General features: G+C 59.6%; 18 protein-coding genes. 8 read left to right on the plus strand and 10 right to left on the minus strand.

The window, feature by feature from the left end:
• Window positions 1-18 precede the first annotated feature (18 nt).
• Both ACUUL3_RS10045 and ACUUL3_RS10050 read left to right on the plus strand, forming a co-directional pair.
• Complete coding sequence (locus tag ACUUL3_RS10045) at window positions 19-1155, plus strand: response regulator (protein ID WP_448550964.1); 1137 nt, start codon at window positions 19-21, stop codon at window positions 1153-1155.
• A 15-nt stretch (window positions 1156-1170) separates the two neighbouring features.
• The gene (locus ACUUL3_RS10050; protein WP_448550966.1) at window positions 1171-1815 is read left to right on the plus strand and encodes a hypothetical protein; all 645 of its coding nucleotides are present in this window, start codon (window positions 1171-1173) and stop codon (window positions 1813-1815) included.
• Between the two features lie 111 nt (window positions 1816-1926).
• Here the strand turns inward: ACUUL3_RS10050 and ACUUL3_RS10055 are convergent, their stop codons facing one another.
• The 3 genes from ACUUL3_RS10055 to ACUUL3_RS10065 form a co-directional block, all read right to left on the minus strand.
• The gene (locus ACUUL3_RS10055) at window positions 1927-2808 is read right to left on the minus strand and encodes an OmpA family protein (RefSeq protein ID WP_448550968.1); all 882 of its coding nucleotides are present in this window, start codon (window positions 2806-2808) and stop codon (window positions 1927-1929) included.
• A gap of 104 nt (window positions 2809-2912) precedes the next feature.
• Window positions 2913-3782: a c-type heme family protein gene (locus ACUUL3_RS10060; RefSeq protein WP_448550970.1), complete on the minus strand. Its 870-nt coding sequence runs from the start codon at window positions 3780-3782 to the stop codon at window positions 2913-2915.
• A 202-nt stretch (window positions 3783-3984) separates the two neighbouring features.
• Complete coding sequence (locus ACUUL3_RS10065) at window positions 3985-5097, minus strand: sensor histidine kinase (RefSeq protein WP_448550971.1); 1113 nt, start codon at window positions 5095-5097, stop codon at window positions 3985-3987.
• Window positions 5098-5420: 323 nt separating this feature from the next.
• Between ACUUL3_RS10065 and ACUUL3_RS10070 the strand changes: the two genes are divergently transcribed.
• Window positions 5421-7061, plus strand: coding sequence for a hypothetical protein (locus ACUUL3_RS10070; RefSeq protein ID WP_448550973.1), 1641 nt, complete (start codon window positions 5421-5423; stop codon window positions 7059-7061).
• 9 nt (window positions 7062-7070) lie between these two features.
• Here ACUUL3_RS10070 and tsoX read toward each other — a convergent pair whose 3' ends face one another.
• The 7 genes from tsoX to ACUUL3_RS10105 all read right to left on the minus strand — a co-directional run bounded on the left by tsoX (window position 7071) and on the right by ACUUL3_RS10105 (window position 10728).
• On the minus strand, window positions 7071-7331 hold the full coding sequence (gene tsoX, locus ACUUL3_RS10075; RefSeq protein ID WP_448550975.1) for an HSGNPxU motif (seleno)protein TsoX: 261 nt from the start codon (window positions 7329-7331) through the stop codon (window positions 7071-7073).
• A 53-nt stretch (window positions 7332-7384) separates the two neighbouring features.
• Window positions 7385-8044, minus strand: coding sequence for a 4Fe-4S binding protein (locus ACUUL3_RS10080; protein ID WP_448550977.1), 660 nt, complete (start codon window positions 8042-8044; stop codon window positions 7385-7387).
• A gap of 29 nt (window positions 8045-8073) precedes the next feature.
• The gene (locus tag ACUUL3_RS10085; protein WP_448550979.1) at window positions 8074-9264 is read right to left on the minus strand and encodes an NAD(P)/FAD-dependent oxidoreductase; all 1191 of its coding nucleotides are present in this window, start codon (window positions 9262-9264) and stop codon (window positions 8074-8076) included.
• Between the two features lie 72 nt (window positions 9265-9336).
• Complete coding sequence (tsoC, locus tag ACUUL3_RS10090; RefSeq protein ID WP_448550981.1) at window positions 9337-9600, minus strand: NEPxGxxU motif selenoprotein TsoC; 264 nt, start codon at window positions 9598-9600, stop codon at window positions 9337-9339.
• A 9-nt stretch (window positions 9601-9609) separates the two neighbouring features.
• Window positions 9610-10068: an LULAXC motif selenoprotein TsoA gene (gene tsoA / locus ACUUL3_RS10095; protein WP_448550983.1), complete on the minus strand. Its 459-nt coding sequence runs from the start codon at window positions 10066-10068 to the stop codon at window positions 9610-9612.
• 18 nt (window positions 10069-10086) lie between these two features.
• Window positions 10087-10413 (minus strand): ArsR/SmtB-type metalloregulator TsoR, encoded by a 327-nt coding sequence (gene tsoR / locus ACUUL3_RS10100; protein WP_448556466.1) that lies wholly within the window; start codon window positions 10411-10413, stop codon window positions 10087-10089.
• Between the two features lie 27 nt (window positions 10414-10440).
• Window positions 10441-10728: a hypothetical protein gene (locus tag ACUUL3_RS10105; protein WP_448550985.1), complete on the minus strand. Its 288-nt coding sequence runs from the start codon at window positions 10726-10728 to the stop codon at window positions 10441-10443.
• Between the two features lie 279 nt (window positions 10729-11007).
• Between ACUUL3_RS10105 and trpB the strand changes: the two genes are divergently transcribed.
• The 5 genes from trpB to ACUUL3_RS10130 all read left to right on the plus strand — a co-directional run bounded on the left by trpB (window position 11008) and on the right by ACUUL3_RS10130 (window position 16676).
• Complete coding sequence (gene trpB, locus ACUUL3_RS10110) at window positions 11008-12240, plus strand: tryptophan synthase subunit beta (protein WP_448550987.1); 1233 nt, start codon at window positions 11008-11010, stop codon at window positions 12238-12240.
• On the plus strand, window positions 12227-12991 hold the full coding sequence (gene trpA / locus ACUUL3_RS10115) for a tryptophan synthase subunit alpha (RefSeq protein ID WP_448550989.1): 765 nt from the start codon (window positions 12227-12229) through the stop codon (window positions 12989-12991). The genes trpB and trpA overlap by 14 nt, the downstream gene beginning before the upstream one ends.
• A gap of 10 nt (window positions 12992-13001) precedes the next feature.
• A complete protein-coding gene (locus ACUUL3_RS10120) occupies window positions 13002-14195 on the plus strand; it encodes a PAS domain-containing protein (RefSeq protein WP_448550991.1) in 1194 nt (397 codons plus the stop codon).
• A gap of 258 nt (window positions 14196-14453) precedes the next feature.
• Window positions 14454-15461 carry a PAS domain-containing protein gene (locus ACUUL3_RS10125; protein ID WP_448550992.1) on the plus strand — a complete coding sequence of 336 codons (1008 nt, stop codon included), beginning with the start codon at window positions 14454-14456 and terminating at the stop codon, window positions 15459-15461.
• A gap of 267 nt (window positions 15462-15728) precedes the next feature.
• Window positions 15729-16676: an HDOD domain-containing protein gene (locus tag ACUUL3_RS10130; RefSeq protein WP_448550994.1), complete on the plus strand. Its 948-nt coding sequence runs from the start codon at window positions 15729-15731 to the stop codon at window positions 16674-16676.
• Window positions 16677-16816: the final 140 nt, after the last annotated feature.

Raw genomic sequence — 16816 nt, forward strand, 5'->3', positions numbered from 1 at the left:
TGAATGGGGGCAGAATCCATGAAAAAAGTGTTAATCGTCGACGACGATCAGGGATTTATCCTGAGCCTGCAAGACATGCTCAAGGAACATACCGACAAATTCCAGGCCATTACCGCGGGCAACGGCAAGGAGGCCCTTGCCATCCTGAAAAGCCAGCCCATCTCCCTGGTGGTCACGGATCTGAAAATGCCGGAGATGGACGGCTTTCAACTGGTAAGCCAGATCAGCCGCTTGAGCAACATCGTGCCGGTCATCGCCATGACCGCCTTCGGCACCCCGGAAATGGAAGACCGCCTCATGAACATGGGCGCCTTTCAGTATATCGAAAAACCAATCGATTTCGGCCTGCTCCTCCAGAAGATCCAGGACGGCCTGAAGGCCGGTGCCAAGGGGCATGTGAGCGGCATCTCCCTGCCCTCCTTTCTCCAACTCCTGGAGCTGGACAAAAAGACCTGCACGATCACGGCCAAAGCCGGCGCCCGCACCGGCCTGCTCTTTTTCCAGAACGGCGATCTGATCAATGCCTATACCGAACCCATCGAAGGACTCGACGCCGCCTTTGAAATCATCAGCTGGGAACAGGCGGAGATAGAAATTTACAACTTCTGCCAGAACCGCAAACGAACCATCGAAGTGCCCCTGGGCTTCATCCTCATCGAAGGCGCCCGCCTAAGCGACGAGAAGGCGGAACGGTCGGCCCGGGAGGGCGACGGACAGGCAGCGGCCTCCCTTGCCGACGAGCTTGACCAGCTTGACGATCTTGATTTCGCCACCGTTCCACCCCCTCCGCCGGAATTGCCCCGGGAGTTCGGCGGCGACCCCAGGAGCGTGCTCGAACACAAGCTCAACAACAATGCCGGAGTCGCCCGCATGGTCCTCATTGCCGGCGACGGTTCGGTGCTGGCCCAGAAAAACATCGACAACAAGGAATTCAAACCCTTTGTCACCTATGTTTCCGTGGCCGCCGACAAGATCCGCACCATCCTCGGCTACGGAAACCTCCCGAAGCATATCATCCTCACCCAGGAAAAGGGCGAAAAGCTGCTCATCCTTCCCGGCCCGAAACTCTCGGTGGGGATCGAGGTGCATCCTGAGGTTTCCCCGACAAAAATCGCGGCAAGCCTTGCCCAGGCCCTTGCCGAAGCCCAGGCCTAAGAAGGAGCGCTCACCATGGATGAACTGTTGCAGGAAATCAAGATGCTCCCCGGCGTGAAGGGAGTTTTCGTCTATATCGGCAAACCCGATCTCACTTTCTCCGATCTGCCGCCGGACTTCAGCCATGAGACCGTAAAGCAGATGGAAGCCTCGATTGAACGCATCTTCAAGATGAACGCCTCCTGCCGCCTCAGCGTCAATTCGGTGGAGATGCTTTTTGACGACACGATGGTGCTGGCCAAGCACCTGCACACCGACTCGTCCCTTGTGGTACTCTGCGAGCCGGACGCCAATTTCCCCCTGATCAACATGACCAGCAACATGCTCATCGGCGAACTGGCCCAGGGAGTCGAAAAGGTCCGGGCCAACCCCGAGGCCGCCCAGAAGTCGGTTTCCGCGAAAAAGCCCGGGGGCAAAAGCTTTGCCGAGGCGCAGAAGGAAGAGCCCCTAAAGAGCGCCATCCCGGTTTTTCAGGATGCCCTGGCCCGGGCCATCGGCCCCATTGCCGCCATGATCGTCAGGGAAACCATGGAAAAATGGCTGCAGGCAGGGGATTGCAAAAAAGAACGCTTCCCGGAGCTGGTGACCGCCTTCTGCAAGGAGATCGGCGACCCTGCCCTGGAAAAGGAATTCAAGGCGCAGACCGCCAGGCTTTTGTGAGCCCTGCCATCTGCTGCGCGGAAGAATAAAAAAGGGGCCGGATCGGCCCCTTTTTTATTCTTCCGCAAAACACGCCACCCCTCTCGACCGCGGCAGCGAAAAAATTTTCTTTCACTTGATCCGTTTGAACTCCACCCGGTTGTTCATGCTCCTGTTCTGCTCGGTGGTGTTGGGGACAATGGGCTGACTCTGGCCATGGGCGGCCACCTGGAGCCTCCTGGCGTCGATATTGAAGTTCTTTACCAGGAAATGGCGGACCACCTCGGCCCTCTTCCTGGAAAGATCCATGTTGCCCGCCGCGTCCCCGGAATCATCCGTGTTGCCGGCAACCTCGAAGACGGCGCCCTTCAGCTCGGGGCTCGACAGGGCCCGCGCCGCCACCAGACTGAGCTGATCAGCCCCCTCCTCCGGCAGCTCCGCCGAGCCGCCGGGAAAAAGAACCAGCAGGCGGAGAATCGTCGCCTCGACAGGGCTCACCTCCCGGTCCCTGGACTTTTCGGCCATCAGGACGGCCACCGCCTCCTCGGAGCTTACCGACTCGCCGCGCAGGGCTTTCAGCTTGATGCGGGCAGACTCCAGGGATTTTTCCGCCCTTCTGTCGCCCGGCGCAAGGGAGAGCCCCTTTTCATAGGCAGCCACGGCATCGGCCACCTTGTCCTGGATCAGATAGATATCGGCCATGCTGAAAAAGGCCTTGGCATTTTTTTTGTCCAGGGCCGTGGTGTTATTGTAATATTTCAAGGCCTCATCATACTTGCGCAGCCGCTCCAGGGAGTAGCCGTACATGTAGTTGATTTCCGGGTCCCCGGCGCACTCCTTGATGGCGCCGGCAAGCAGGTCCCTTTTCTTGACCAGGCTCTGCTCCTTCCTGAGGTTTTCGGCAATCGCCTTGCAGTCCGCGGCAATTCCGTTGCTGCCCGTGCAAAAGATCCCGGCAAGCAGCACGAGAAACGCCAGCAGCGTTCCTCTTCCTTTCCCTGAGCGCGTATCCATGGCACACCCCCCTTACGCTTTGTCGCCGTCGCGGGCAGCCGCCGGAAAGCCTTTGGCCCCGCCCCCATTTGCCCTCGCTTGGCAGCCCGTTCTTCAAGGGCCTGTTACCGCTTGAGAATTCTGACCATGCTCATCCGCAACCGCTCGATGGCGCTGGCCAGGGCGCCAATTTCATCATTGCGCTTGATGCCCACGCTTTCCTCGATGTTCTTGCCGAGACTGATCTCTTCGGCCTTGCCGCTCAAGCGCACGATGGGGTTGACGATGAAGCGATCCATGAAGACCCAGATACCGATGAGGGCGACGAGCAGGCAGCCGGCGCCGATGAGGTAGAGGACCATGGCGCCTTTCCTGGCGTCCGCCAGGGCCTTTTCCACCGAAACATAGACCACGTAGGCGGCCACCGTATCATTCATCTTCCAGTTGTAGCCGTTCCTGGTTCCGTAAATCTCCACCTGATCCTTCGGCGCGTCGCTCACGTCGCCATGGCAGCGCAGACAGTCCTTCTCGGAAACCCTGATGGGTTTCGCCATGTAGAAAAAGCTCTCGTCGCCCCTTTTCATCAACCCTTCGCTGATCTTCATCTCGGGATTCCCGGCAAACACGGCTATCAGCTCCCGCTCCCACTGGTCCGCTTTGTTGGGCAGATGCAGGGGGTCCAGGGTGGCCTGTTTGAAATCATAGCCGGCAAGATTCTTCTTGAAGATGTCAAAGGTGCCGCGGGTGAGGACAAAGCCGGACATCAGTTCCGGATAAAAGCGGTCCTTTTCAAAAACCTCCATGATCAGAGGCCGCTGCTTCTCTTTGTAGAAATCTCTGTTGGCGAGGATATAATTGAAGATCAACTCGCCTTTGCTCTTTGCTTCCGTAAGGGCGCTCCGCTCACTGAACTTGTAACTGGCCACCCCGATCAGCACGGTGGCCACGCCGAAAATAACTGTCAAGATAACCATGAAGCGTGAACGAATCCCCATCTGTCCCTCCTTAGGATCTCTCTCAATAAAGAGTTGCCGGCGAACAACGCGCGCCGCCAACGGTTTTCCAGCTTGTCAGGCATACGGCAGGTTGGGTCTGGCCCTTAGTCCCTCCGACACTCCCACCCGAACAATGACTTTATCATAACACACCAATTTCATTCAACAAGCCAGAAGAAAGGGAAATTTCTCCATCCCGTGGCTATTCCGTGCTCCGCTGCATCTTCATTTCGCTTTTCGGCAGGGTCAGGGTGAAAACCGTGCCTTTCCCCTTCTCGCTGGTCAGCTCGATGCCGCAGTTCATCTGGGCCAGCATCTTCTTGGAAATCACCAGGCCAAGGCCGGTGCCGTGGGGCTTGGTGGTGAAAAAAGGCTTGAAGATGTCCCGCACCAGCTCCTCGGACATGCCGCAGCCGTTGTCGGACACGGAAAGCAGAACAATATCCCCCCGGCTCCGGCTCGTGACGATCAATTTCGGCCGGGCCACCCCGACCATGGCGTCGATGGCGTTGGCGAAAAGATTCATGATCACATGCTGGAGAGCACGGGTGTCCACCAGCACCCGCTGGGCTTCCGGGGCGAGATTGATGCGCACCTCCACGTTCTTGTTGCGGATATCCGCGCCCAGCAGATGCATGAGATTGTCAAAAAAGACGGCCAGATCCACGTCGCTGGTCTTGGGGGTTTCAAACATGCTGAAGTTCTTGAAGGATTTGAGCAACGCCTCCATCTTGGAGATTTCTCCGGAGATACGGTTGAAGTAGACGTCGATCTCCTCGGGCGAATATTTGTTGAGGTTGTTCTGGAGAACCGTCAGGGCCATCTTGATGGAGTTCAGGGGATTGCCTATTTCATGGCGAATCCCGGAAAAAAGGCAGCTGATGTTGTTCATCATCTCCGAGGCCTCGTCAATGGCGGCCAGACGGTGCCTGTCGGTGATGTCCTGGATAAGAACCGAGACATAGCGCTCGTCCCCGGGGATCCGGTAGACCGTATAGCCGAGCACCCGGTGCTCATAGCGGATGATGGTCTGCCGGCCGCGGGTGCGCCCCGGCTTTTGCAGGTTGCTCAAATCATTGCAGAGAATGACGCACAGCCCATGGTAATCCTGGGCCGCGGCCAGCGGTTCGAGAATCCGCACCGCGTGCTTGTTTTTAAAAAAAACCTTTTTCTGGATGGTGTCGAGGATGATGAGGCCGGTATCAATATCCCGAAGCACATCGGTGAAGATACAAGGGGCGGCGCAGATGGCGTCCGGAGCCGGCAGAGGCTTGGCCGCCCCGCGGGCAAAAAACTTCTGAAAAAAAGTGGTCATCACCTGACTATACTCGCGTCACGGAAAAAGGGGGTATTGTTTTTCCTGAGAAGGATAAAGAACTTACCCGTTACAACAGATTGCCCCTAGCGGATACTGAGCCCATATTAGCAAATTTCATTGCAAAGGGAAGCGGCAGGATGGGAGGCAGCGTAAAAAAGAGAGAGAGACGTAAAAATAATTTTCTTTGCGCCTTGGCGCCATTGCGTTAAAAAGGCTTTGCTCAATCGCCCTTTCCAGGGAGCCTCTTTTTTTCTGCGCCTTTTTCCTGTAGTGTGTGCAGAAATCCCTGAGTACTGTATCCCCATTTGGGAGGCTTTGTCATGACACATCGCTCCTGCGTGCATCCGGCCGGCCATTTCAGCCATGGCCTGCACAAGCCAAGCTACACGGTCGCCAACCTGCGGGAAAACGATTTCTTGGGCCCCTTGGGCGTTCTTTCCGACGGCAGCCCTTATCTGAACAGCGCAAACTTCCCCGATGGCGCCGTCGAGGTTGCCCAGGCGGACTGGATCTACGAGATCGCCAACCCCTTTCCCTTCCGGGGAGCCACCTTTATCTGCAAATCCTGGGCGGAAAGCAGGGCTTGCGATCCGGCCGCGATCCGCCTGCCCGACCCGCCTTCGGTTTCCATGCACCAAGCGCTGGAGAGGATCTGTCCCTCCCGGGACGCCCGGGAACGCGGAGCCCAATTCCGGGTTCTGCCCGAAACCGTGCTGCTGACCCTGGCGGCCACCTCCACCGACCCGGAGGATCTTGTCCTGCTTGCGAAACTCTGCTGCGACCCGCTCCCCGGCGAAGGCGGGGAGCCCGCCGGCCTGCGGTACGAGAAAGACGAAAACGGCCGGCCGCGGCCGCGCATCCGCAACCACGACCTCTTTGAGGCCCTGGTCAACAACATCCACCTGCCGGATGCCTACAAACGGGTCATGGTTCTCAGGCCCGGGGTCCAGGGCGGCAGCGAAATCGTCGGCGAATTCTCGGGCTCAGGCAGCCACATCTTCGAATACCTGCGCCGGAACAGCTATATCCCCTGGGGCCACTATGCGGCGAACATGGCGGATGACGCAATCCGCTACCGCACCGCGGAACTTTCCCTCACCGACATGCGGGGCCTGCGCCACCTCTACTACCAGCGCACCTATTTCCGCCTGGCCGAGCAGCTGTCGCTCCCCCTGCCTGATCCGCGCAAGGCCATGACGGAAAGCGAACTGGAGAGCCTGCGCAAACGGATAATGGTCGCCCTTGCCAGGCAGGATGCCGCGCCTCTGCCCTTCAACGCCACCCTCTGGGGCTGGAACTACGGCTTTGATTTCGCGGCGAGCGGCTACCGGCTCCATGCCTCCCACCAGCAGATCCACCAGCAATTCGCCATGCTGCCGCGGGAGGTTCCCCTCTGGCGGCATGGCGAACTCTCTACCGACGAAACCATGCCCAGCTACGGCTGCGGCGATCTTATCGCCGACTTTACCGAACGATACAGGCAGGAAAACGGCCGGCCTTTCTTCAGCGCCTACCTGGCGGCAATTCGGGGCAACAGACGGATGGACGGGAAGAAAAACGGCAATGACAGCCTGATTGTCCATGAGGATGAGAACGTGATGCTCTTTGTTCCCAAGGCCCAGACCTCGCAGTGGGAGCTGCAGATCATGACGGTGAAGGAGACGGGCAACATCCTGGAGGCGGACGCCACGACCCGCGCCTCCCTGGACAAGGCCCTGCTCATCGGCCAGCAGATCCTGGCGGCCCTGGGCGCCCGGCTGGTGACCAGCATCGAATTTGCCAAGCGCATCGACAACCCGGACCGGGACCAGCGCCTTCTCTACGCGCTGCTGCCAAAGCTGCCCCACTCCATGGGCGCCTTTTCCGAGGCGCAGCTCCGGTGGATCAACGGCCATTTCCCCGAGGACTTCGCCGCCGCCTGCCGGCTCAAGCTGCCCGAGGCCCTGGCGAAGATCGATTGAGGCCCGGACTCAGCCGGCAAGCCTTTTTTCCAGATATAATGCCATGCGTTCCGGGGATGTCGCCACGTCCAGGGGCACCCATTCCATGCCGATGAAGACGTTTGTAGCCCCTTTCAGGGGATAGGCGGCGGCCGCCGGGGAATTGACGGTATCGATCTTCACCGCCAGTCGCTCCCCAAACCGCTCCTGCATTGCCCTGGCCACGCCCGTGGCCTTCTGGCAAGTGGTTCAGCCGGGATTGCCGCTGTGAAATACGGTCAGCTCGATCATGACACGCCTCCCTGTTTTTTTGATTGTTTTCTTCAGGCCGCCGCAGCAGACACTCACCCGTTGAAGCCGAGAGCCTGCTGCGGGCAATTTTCCACACAGCGTGAGCATTTCAGACAATCGCCGTCGGTCACCAGACCCTGCTCCCTGTACGAGCCGGGATTGATCTGCATCCGGCATACCTTTTCGCAGGCGCCGCATCCGGTGCAGCCTTCCGCAACCCTGAGAAGCATCTTCCCTCTGCCCAGGATGTTGGCCATGGTCCCCATGGGGCAGAACATGCACCAGACGCGTTCGTGATAGAGGACGCCGAAAATCACGCCCACCACGGTGGTCATGGTGAGAATCATCACAAAGGGCTTGCCCATCTTCTCGAAATCGCCCCAGACCGGCGGCAGTTGAAGAGCCAGCATGCTCATCAGAAGCACCAGCCAGGCGGTCCGGAATAACGGATGCCGAAAAAAGGAAGGAACCCGCCTGCGAAGGCTGAACCGTTTGAGCACGGTATCCCAGAAGCTCCCCCGCGGACACAGCCAGTCACACCAGTATCTCCCCCTGACAACGCCGATGAGCATGGCCCCGGCCATGCAGATCAGCAGAAAATAACCCAGCGGGTAATAAAACCAGCCTCCTGCCAGCAGGGCCAGGAAAAACAGACTCAGCCACAGTTGCTTTTTTTTATCGGGTTCCGCAGAAGTACAGTCGCTCGCAGACATGATGGTTCCTCTTGCTTGCGCTTTCCAGGTTATGGCAATCGGCTCAGGCCGTGCCGCATCTTCCATAGGAAATAATGTTCAAATCCGGCCTTGGCCCATGGCACCCAACGCCCTTTTTTGAGCAACGACCGCTGCCGAGGCGGCTGAATCGGTTGGGCGAACATCAGCGCGCCCGTGTTCCCCATGTCCATGAGACAGAGGACGTCGGGGTCGTCCACCGCCACAGGTGCGCTGTTGTTGCAATCCGCCGCAATGTTGAAGGCCGCCGCCTTGGCCATCCGCACGGTCATGTATCCGGTCTTCGGCACCCCGGTCGGCACTGGCGTCGGCTCTCGCGGCGCCATGGCCACGGCCACGCCCACGGCAAAGATATTGGCATGTTGTGGATGGCGATAACAGCAATCCACCGGGATAAACCCGCGTGGATTTCCGAGATGGGCAACCCCTGCCACTCCTTTGAAAGGAGGCGCCAGCAGGGCCAGCGTGAAGGGCAGTTTGCTCCCGTCCGCCAGGTGGACGTTATCAGGCTCGACGCCCTCCACAGCCTGATTCACCACGTGCCTGATGTCGCGCTTGGCGAATTCGTCCTCGACAAAGCGGCTGGAAGAGCCGAGGCCGCCCATGCCCATATGCCCGAGGCATGGTTCCGAAGTGAGATAGGTGATGGGCACCTTATGGCGTATGCGGCGACGACGCAGTTCGTGATCGAGCCCGAAAGCCAGTTCGTAATAGGGGCCGAAACAGCTCGCCAGCTGCGTGGACCCCAACACCAGCGGCCCCGGCTTTTCCAGCAGCCGCAGCCAGGCCTCCCGCGCTTTCCGGGCATGCTCCATGGTGAAGATGCAGTGGGTATACCCCTCTTTAGGCCCGAGACCGGCAATCTCCTCGCAGGCCAGATGCGGCCCGGTGGCAATAACAAGATAATCGTAATCGTGCGAACCATTTTCCGTTGTTACGCGCATCGTGGCCGGATCCACGCCGCGGACCGCGCCTTGCACGAAACGGATGCCTCGCCGGGCCAGAATGGCGCCTGTCGGCAGGCTCAAATCTTCCGCCCGCCGATGGCCGGTGACCAGCCAGGGCAGGGAGGGCAGAAAGACGAAACGGTCCTCCTTGCTGACAACCGTCACCCGGGCCCGCTCCCCCAACCTCCTTTTTACCTCGAATGCCGCGGTCAGGCCGCCGAAGGAGCCGCCGAGCACCAGAACTTTTTTACGCATCCCACCCCCTCGGATTCTTTCCGGACGATTCGCCCCGCGCCCTCCCCCTTCTTCCCGTACCGGCCAGGGCGCCTACCCGCGGAGATGGCGGCGGATGGCGGCCTCCACCTCCTCTTCCGCCGCATCCTTGCCTTCGGCGATGATCTCTTCGCCCACCATTACCGCCGGCGCCACGGGCAGGTCCAGCTCGAAATAGGCATCGGTCTGGTACTCGGCCCTGGGTTTCGCGACAACCTCAATTTCGATATCGTACTTTGCGCCCAACCTGGGCATCATCTCCAGGAAATGGCCTCAGGTCTTGCCGTTCGGCTCGTTCAGAAAAAAACGCACCCGCATGACTCCTCCTTATTTTCCGTCTGTTTGTCTTTCCCGCCGCAGCTTGGCAAGCAGAAAGGCGGCGCCGCTGCGCGAAAGCCCCAGCCGGCTCGCAAGCTCGGCCGCATCGCTTTCCGGATGCCGCGCCAGGTAATGAAGAACCTCGTTTTCCAGCTCCTCCAGCCAGTCTTCAAAGAGGACCAGCAGTTCCGGATCGGTGACCGAACGCAGCTGCCTGGACTGGGCAACTTTATCCACCAGGCTCTGACACATCTTGGTCGGGTCGACACCTTCGCCCATGCATTCCGCCAGTCAGAGCTGCACGAGGCTGGCCACCTTGTCGGTGCCGGCCTCGCCGATGAGGCCCACCACGAAATGGAGGCGAATCTCCTCGCTCACCAGGGGAAAAAGTTTGCTGGCCACGGCGGCCATGCTGGTCAGGGCCTCTTCCGGAGCCATCCGGTCCGCTATTTTTTGAATATCGTCCATACCCGCAGACAACGCTCCTCACGCAAAGGTTGTTTTTCTCTTGAGCAGATCCCTTCCCAGCCCGTCCAGCTCCGCGAGTATCGCAAGAATCCGCGCGTCGGCAAGGGTGTAGTAAACAAAGGGACCGCTCCTCTCGACCTCCACCAGAAGGGAGCGCTTCAACTCCTTCAGGTGGTGGGACACCAGGGGTTGCGACAACCCGACCTCCTCGACGATCCGGGAGACGGGCTTCTTCCCTTCGCTGACGCAAAGCAGGATGCGCAGCCGGTTTTCATCGGCCAGACACTTGGCGAGAAAGGCAAGGCTCTGCAGATTCATCTCATGTCCGGGGTTGTCCATGCCCACGTCGCGCAATCAAGCCGCTCCTGCCCATCAATAAAGGAATTTGCTGAAAATCGCCTCAATGGCATCGGCCTGCACCCCATGTCCCTCCAGCACGCCGCGCGCATGCTCCACGAACTTCCCCCGCTTCAGGAGCGCCCCGCTGCCGAGCAGCCCCTGCCGGGCGTAGCAGAGCAGAAGAGCCTCCGGGCTGCTGCCCTCAAGCGTCGCCGCCTCCTTGAGCTGATCGAGGAGGGCGACGGGAATCTCCACGTTCATGGCCACGGTTGGCCCCTGTTCGTCCGAAGTCGCTTGGCATTGACAAAGATGTTCTTGCATGGTCAGGCCTCCTTTCGAAGTTCAACAGATCGACGTCCATAATGATATAAATATACATTTATATGAAAACGTCAAGCGGTTTTCCGAACGGTCCGCCTCCGCCCGGGGAAACCGGAATCAGCGGCGGTCCGGTCAAGTACAATGCAGCCGGCCGCGGCAGGCAGCCACCAAAATCCTCGCGAGAATACTTGTCGAACCGGCCCCGGATCGTGTATCGTATCTCTTTTCCGTAATTTCCCGGCAGAACCTGGCCATGCGCCGACAGCGAAGGAACCGACGATGAACAAACCCGGTTATTTTGGACAGTGGGGAGGGGCCTTTATCCCCGAGGTGCTCTATGAAACCTTTCGCCATCTGCGCGAGGTTTACGAGGGACTCCGGAAAGACCCCGCCTTCTGGCGGGAATATGTGGAGCTGATGGGCTCCTACTCCTGCCGGCCCACCCCGCTCACCCACGCGGAAAACCTCTCCCGCCACTTCGGCGGCGCCCGGATCTACATCAAGCGCGAGGATCTCAATCACACCGGCGCCCACAAGGCCAACAACGTCATGGGCCAGGGCTTGCTGGTCAGGCGCATGGGCAAGAAACGGGTGATCGCCGAAACCGGCGCCGGCCAGCATGGGGTGGCCACCGCCACCATGGCCGCCAAATTCGGCTTTGCATGCACGATCTACATGGGGGCGGAGGATGTCCATCGCCAGCGCCCCAATGTCTTCTGGATGGAAAAGCTCGGCGCCACGGTGGTGCCGGTGACCACCGGCTCGAAAACCCTGAAGGACGCCATCAACGAGGCCTTCCGCGACTGGGTCTCCAACATGGACACCACCCACTACGTGATGGGCACCGTCTGCGGGCCGCATCCCTTTCCCGAGATGGTGGCCTGGTTCCAGTCCATCATCGGCCAGGAGGCAAAGAAACAGATCCTGCACTCCTTCGGCGGACTTCCGGCCAGGGTCTATGCCTGCGTGGGCGGCGGCTCCAACGCCATGGGCATCTTCCAGGGCTTTCTCGACGAAAAGGATGTGGAGCTGATCGGGGTGGAGGCCGGCGGCAAGGGGGTTGCCAGCGGCCAGCATGCGGCGCGCCTTGCTTCGAAAGACGCCTCCCCGGGCGTGGCCCAGGGCTACAAAACCATGTTCCTGCAGGATTCCGACGGTCAGATGCTCGACACCCACTCGGTGGCGGCAGGACTTGACTACATCGGAGTCTCCCCCATCCTCTCCGACCTGTGGGAAAAGGGCAGGGTCCGCTTTGAGGCGGCCACGGACCAGGAGGTCATGGCGGCCCTGGACCTGACCATCAAGAAGGAAGGCATCATCCCGGCCCTGGAATCGGCGCACGCCTTTGTCCAGGCCTTCAAGGAGGCGGGTTCGCTCTCCCCTGACCAGGCCATCATCATCAACCAGTCCGGCCGGGGCGACAAGGACATCTTCACCATTGCCCACGCCTTTGACGATCCTTCCTGGAAGGCGTTCATCCGGGAAAAGGGGGCCGAATATGCAGCTTACTGACACCATCCGGGCCAGAAAGGCCCAAAAGGATATCCTGCTCATGACCCATCTGGTTCTGGGCTACCCCTCATTTGCCGTGAACCGCGAGGTGATCGGGCAGATGGTGAAAAACGGCGTGGACGTGATCGAGCTGCAGATCCCCTTTTCCGAGCCGGTGGCGGACGGCCCCATGATCCTCAGGGCCAACCAGGAAGCCATCGCCGCCGGCGTCAAGGTGCGGGAGTGTCTCGACTTTGCCGCGGAAATGGCGGCCTGTCACCAAATCCCCTTCCTGTTCATGACCTATTACAACATCCTTTTCAAATACGGGGTGGGTGATTTCATTAAAAAATCCAAGGAAATCGGCATGCAGGGCTTCATCGTCCCCGATCTGCCTCCGGAAGAGGGGGCGGAGTACCTGCGCCTCTGCGGCGAGCATGGCCTTGCCCCCATCCAGATCTTCGCCCCCACCAGCAGCGAGGAAAGGATGCGGGAACTGGCCGGGCACGGCGAGGGCTTCATCTACTGCGTTGCCCGCCGGGGCGTCACCGGCAGCAAGACCGAGTTCGACCGGCCCTTCAACGACTATCTGGCCCGCTGCCGCGGGGCCACCGACCTGCCGCTCGCCGTGGGTTTCGGCATCAGCAGCAGGGAGGACGTGGCGGCACTCACCGGCAAGGCGGATCTTGCCGTCATCGGCACCGCCACCATCCGCCTGGTCGAAGAAAAGGGGCCGGCAGCCGTGGGCCCCTTCATCGCCGGCCTCAGGTAAGGGCTACGCCATGAGCATGGGTATTCTCCCGGAGCAGAGAGGCTTTGAGCCGCTTGCCGGCTTGAGCCGCGAGTGGCTCTGGCAAACCGACCTCAAGGGCAAACTCATTTCCTGTTCACCCGGCTGCGAGGGAGTATACGGCTACCTGCCCGAAGAGCTCCTTGGCCGCAACCCCTTTTCCCTGGTACTGCCGGCCGAGGAACGGGCCGCCCAACGGAAGATTTTCGACAGACTCAAGCGCGAGAAAAACCCTCTTTACGAGCTCAGGGGACGCGGCCTCAAGAAAGACGGCACCCTGATCGACACGAAAACGCACTGCCTGCCCGTGGTTACCGCTGATCAGGTAATCGGGGTGCGCGGGCTCACCCGCAACCTCGGCGTCAGGCGGGAAGGCGCCCTGGCCGGGCGGGAACCTGGAGAAGCGGCGCAGGTGCTGTTCCTGGGCGCCGAAGATGGCGCCCTCCTCATTGCCCCGGACGGCACCATCCTGGAAGCCAATGCCGTTGCCGCCGCGGACCTCGATGCCCCGGCCCGGGAGCTCCGCGGCCGGAATCTTTGGCATCTTTTGCCAAGCGAGCTTGCCGCTTCCCGCCGGGAGGCGGTCCGCCAGCTGCTGGCCACCGGCACCCCCCACCGGAGCGCCAACCGGCAAAACGGCAAGTGGTATGACATCACCATGACCCCGGTGAGGGACGGCCGGGGCAGAATCACAAAAATTTCCCTTCTCTGCCGGGATATCACCTCCCAGAAAGAACTGGCCCTCCGGCTCGAACATAAGACCAGGGAACTCACCGAGGTGAACAACGCGCTCAAGGTTTTGCTCCAGCAGAGCACCGAGGCCATCGCCGCCCACGAGCGCACGATCCACGAAAATCTGCACCGCCTGGTCTTTCCCTATCTTGAAAAGATCAGGGCGAAAATCAACGACACCGAAATGGATCTCTACCTCAATGTGGTGCAGGCAAACCTGGAAAAAATCAACTCCACCTTCACCGCTTCCATTTCCTCCCGCCTTTCCGGCCTCACCCCGAGGGAACTGCAGGTGGCGGAATTCATCAAGCAGGGGAAAACCACCAAGGAGATGGCCACTCTCCTTGAAATATCCGCCCGCACTGTGGAATTTTACCGCGATAAACTCCGGATCAAGCTGGGCATCAAAAACCGCAAAATGAACCTCCGCTCCCACCTCTCTTCCCTTATCTGAAAAGAACCGCCCGGAACCCCGTATTTTTTCCGTATTGCCATCCCCTCCCTTATTCAGTATTAACAAAAGCGATCCGGCTTCCATCAGGATCGCTTTTGGCGATCCCATTGTCTTTGCACAGATCCCGGGGGGGGATGACAAAAGAACGAGAGCAGCAAACACGATCGAAGAGCTTCACCTGACTGGCGTAACAGAGCAACGCGCTGCCCCTTGAAGAAAAATCTTGCCGACCGACACGAACGAATACAGGAGAGCTCTTTGCAACCCCCCTCTGGACCACCTTCCGCCCCGGATGTATTCCATAAGCTCTACGCCTCCCTCGCGGACAACATCTGCTGCGGCCTGCTCGCCGTGGAAATACTCCGTGACGGCAAGAACGCCGTCAGGGGGTTCAAGGGCGCCATCGTCAACAAGCCGTTTTGCGACCTGCTCGGCCTCAACCACGCCGATATCGACGGCAAGGAGCTGCCCCGGGACTTCGCCCACGCCCTGCCTCTGTCCGAACTCCTTCGCGAGGCGGCCGCCACAGGCAGCCAGAAGGTCTTCAAAGGCTACCATCTCGGCAAGGACCGTTATTATGACATCCAGGTCTATTCCCCGACGCCGGGTTTCTGCGCCGTCATCATCAAGGACGCGAGCAAAAACGGCGGCGCCGAAGGCCCTGAAAACGATTTCTGCAGCCATGGGTCCATCCTGACCCAGGCGGAAGAGGTTCTGGCCAGCCTGGGTGATCCCTTCTGCATCGTTGATGAAAAACTCGTTATCCGGTACGAGAACGAAACCGCCAGAAAGTTCTGGGGCGACAACGCGGGCAAGACCTGCTACTCCGCCTACCAGTTCCAGAACAAGCGCTGCGACGATTGCCATGCGGCAAAGGTGTTTGCCGACGGCAAGATCCACAGCGCGGAAAAGATCATGCTCACCGAACACGGGGAAAAACATGTGGAAATCACCGCCGCCCCGCTCAGGGACTCCTCGGGCAAGGTAATCGCGGTGGTGGAGATCGCCCGGGACATGACCCTGCGCAAGATGGCGGAAAAAGGCAAGGACCGTCTCATCCAGGAATTGCAATCCGCCCTGGCCAAGGTCAAGCGCTTGAGCGGGCTTTTACCGATCTGCTCCTACTGCAAAAAAATCAGAGACGACAAGGGCTACTGGAATCAGTTGGAAAGCTACATCCGCAGCCACGCCGAGGTCGAATTCAGCCACAGCATCTGCGAAGAGTGCGCCAAGGATCATCATCCCGGGTTCTTCAAAAAGAAATAAACAAGCCTTCCCCGCCCTCGCCCGCGCCTCTTTTCGGGAATGGTGGACATGCGGATCGTTGCGATCTTTTCTTTTGGCGGGACCAGCTGTTACACATTTTTTTTGCGGCCTGACAAGAGAACGGGTACAATCGTATGGTTGCGCACGCCCGACGTCCGCCCTCCTTTTTTTTACGAACCGCGCCGCGGGCCGCCGTGCCCGGGCCGGAAAAAACCAGCAGCCGTAGGCTTTCTCCTGACCAAGAAAGAAAAAACCGCGGCAACAGCCATGAATATGCCGAGCAGCCGAGATGCCAACAAAACCCTGGCCGATGTCTTCAGCAAGGTCAACATGAGCGAACTCCCCGCCATGGGCGACCATGTGCGGGAACTGATCAGCCTGCTGCACAACGGCAAGAGCACGGCGCAGGAGATCGCCAACGTCATCCTCAAGGACGCCTCCCTTACCACCAAGCTCCTGCAGGTGGTCAACTCGGCCTATTACAGCAGGGGAGTTCCGGTCACCAGCGTCAGCCGGGCGATCACCGCGGTGGGCATCAACACCCTGAAGGAACTGGCGGTGACCCTGGCCCTGTTCGAGGATTTTCTCAAGGCGGGGGTGGAAAAGGAAGAGATCAGCAAGCTCCTGGCAAAATGCTTCGTCAGCGCCACCGAGGCGAAAATCCTCTGCACGGTCAAGAAGATCAAGGTGCCGGAGGAGGAGGTCTTCATCTGCACCCTGCTCCACGAACTGGGCAAGATCATCATCCTGGTCTACATGCCGGAACTTTACCGCAAGGCCCAGGAGCTGATCGACCGCGGCTACTCCGATGAGTTTGCCGCCAAAACCGTGCTCAATGACCTGACCTTCACCAAAATCGGCATGGAGATCGCCCGCTTCTGGAATTTTTCCGAAAAAATCATCCTCAGCATGACGGACAACCCGCCCAAACCCACCAACAAATTCGATTCCCAGATCTATCTGCTCAACGTGGCCGCCTTCTGCAACCGCCTCACCTGGATCATCTGCTACGGATCCGACCTGGAGCTGAGCGAGCTGCTCCTCCACTATGGCCCCATCATGAATCTCAACAGACAGGAGGCGCTGGGCCTGATCAGCAAGAGCGTGGATGCTTCCGAGGACATGTCCTCCATCATCCGCTTCGGCCTCTCCAAGCTCAAAATCCGCAGCAAAATAGCCCAGAAAGAGGGAATCTGCGAGCCGCCCCCGGCTTGACCGCGATTTTTCTCCACGGCCTGGCCAGCAACCGCCGCGGCCGCAAGGGCGGGTTCTTCCGGAAACACTTTCCCGGCCTGGACCGGCCGGGGGGAGACGCAAGGGTCCCGCGCCACTGCTGAATACCTGGCCGGCCCCCC

The sequence above is a fragment of the Thiovibrio sp. JS02 genome (assembly GCF_053485635.1).

What these genes read in the sequence shown, in the direction of transcription:
- ACUUL3_RS10045 (WP_448550964.1), top strand. Translation starts at nt 19, where the DNA reads ATGAAAAAAGTGTTAATCGTCGACGACGATCAGGGATTTATCCTGAGC.
- ACUUL3_RS10050 (WP_448550966.1), top strand. Translation starts at nt 1,171, where the DNA reads ATGGATGAACTGTTGCAGGAAATCAAGATGCTCCCCGGCGTGAAGGGA.
- ACUUL3_RS10055 (WP_448550968.1), bottom strand. Translation starts at nt 2,808, where the DNA reads ATGGATACGCGCTCAGGGAAAGGAAGAGGAACGCTGCTGGCGTTTCTC.
- ACUUL3_RS10060 (WP_448550970.1), bottom strand. Translation starts at nt 3,782, where the DNA reads ATGGGGATTCGTTCACGCTTCATGGTTATCTTGACAGTTATTTTCGGC.
- ACUUL3_RS10065 (WP_448550971.1), bottom strand. Translation starts at nt 5,097, where the DNA reads ATGACCACTTTTTTTCAGAAGTTTTTTGCCCGCGGGGCGGCCAAGCCT.
- ACUUL3_RS10070 (WP_448550973.1), top strand. Translation starts at nt 5,421, where the DNA reads ATGACACATCGCTCCTGCGTGCATCCGGCCGGCCATTTCAGCCATGGC.
- ACUUL3_RS10080 (WP_448550977.1), bottom strand. Translation starts at nt 8,044, where the DNA reads ATGTCTGCGAGCGACTGTACTTCTGCGGAACCCGATAAAAAAAAGCAA.
- ACUUL3_RS10085 (WP_448550979.1), bottom strand. Translation starts at nt 9,264, where the DNA reads ATGCGTAAAAAAGTTCTGGTGCTCGGCGGCTCCTTCGGCGGCCTGACC.
- ACUUL3_RS10105 (WP_448550985.1), bottom strand. Translation starts at nt 10,728, where the DNA reads ATGCAAGAACATCTTTGTCAATGCCAAGCGACTTCGGACGAACAGGGG.
- trpB (WP_448550987.1), top strand. Translation starts at nt 11,008, where the DNA reads ATGAACAAACCCGGTTATTTTGGACAGTGGGGAGGGGCCTTTATCCCC.
- trpA (WP_448550989.1), top strand. Translation starts at nt 12,227, where the DNA reads ATGCAGCTTACTGACACCATCCGGGCCAGAAAGGCCCAAAAGGATATC.
- ACUUL3_RS10120 (WP_448550991.1), top strand. Translation starts at nt 13,002, where the DNA reads ATGAGCATGGGTATTCTCCCGGAGCAGAGAGGCTTTGAGCCGCTTGCC.
- ACUUL3_RS10130 (WP_448550994.1), top strand. Translation starts at nt 15,729, where the DNA reads ATGAATATGCCGAGCAGCCGAGATGCCAACAAAACCCTGGCCGATGTC.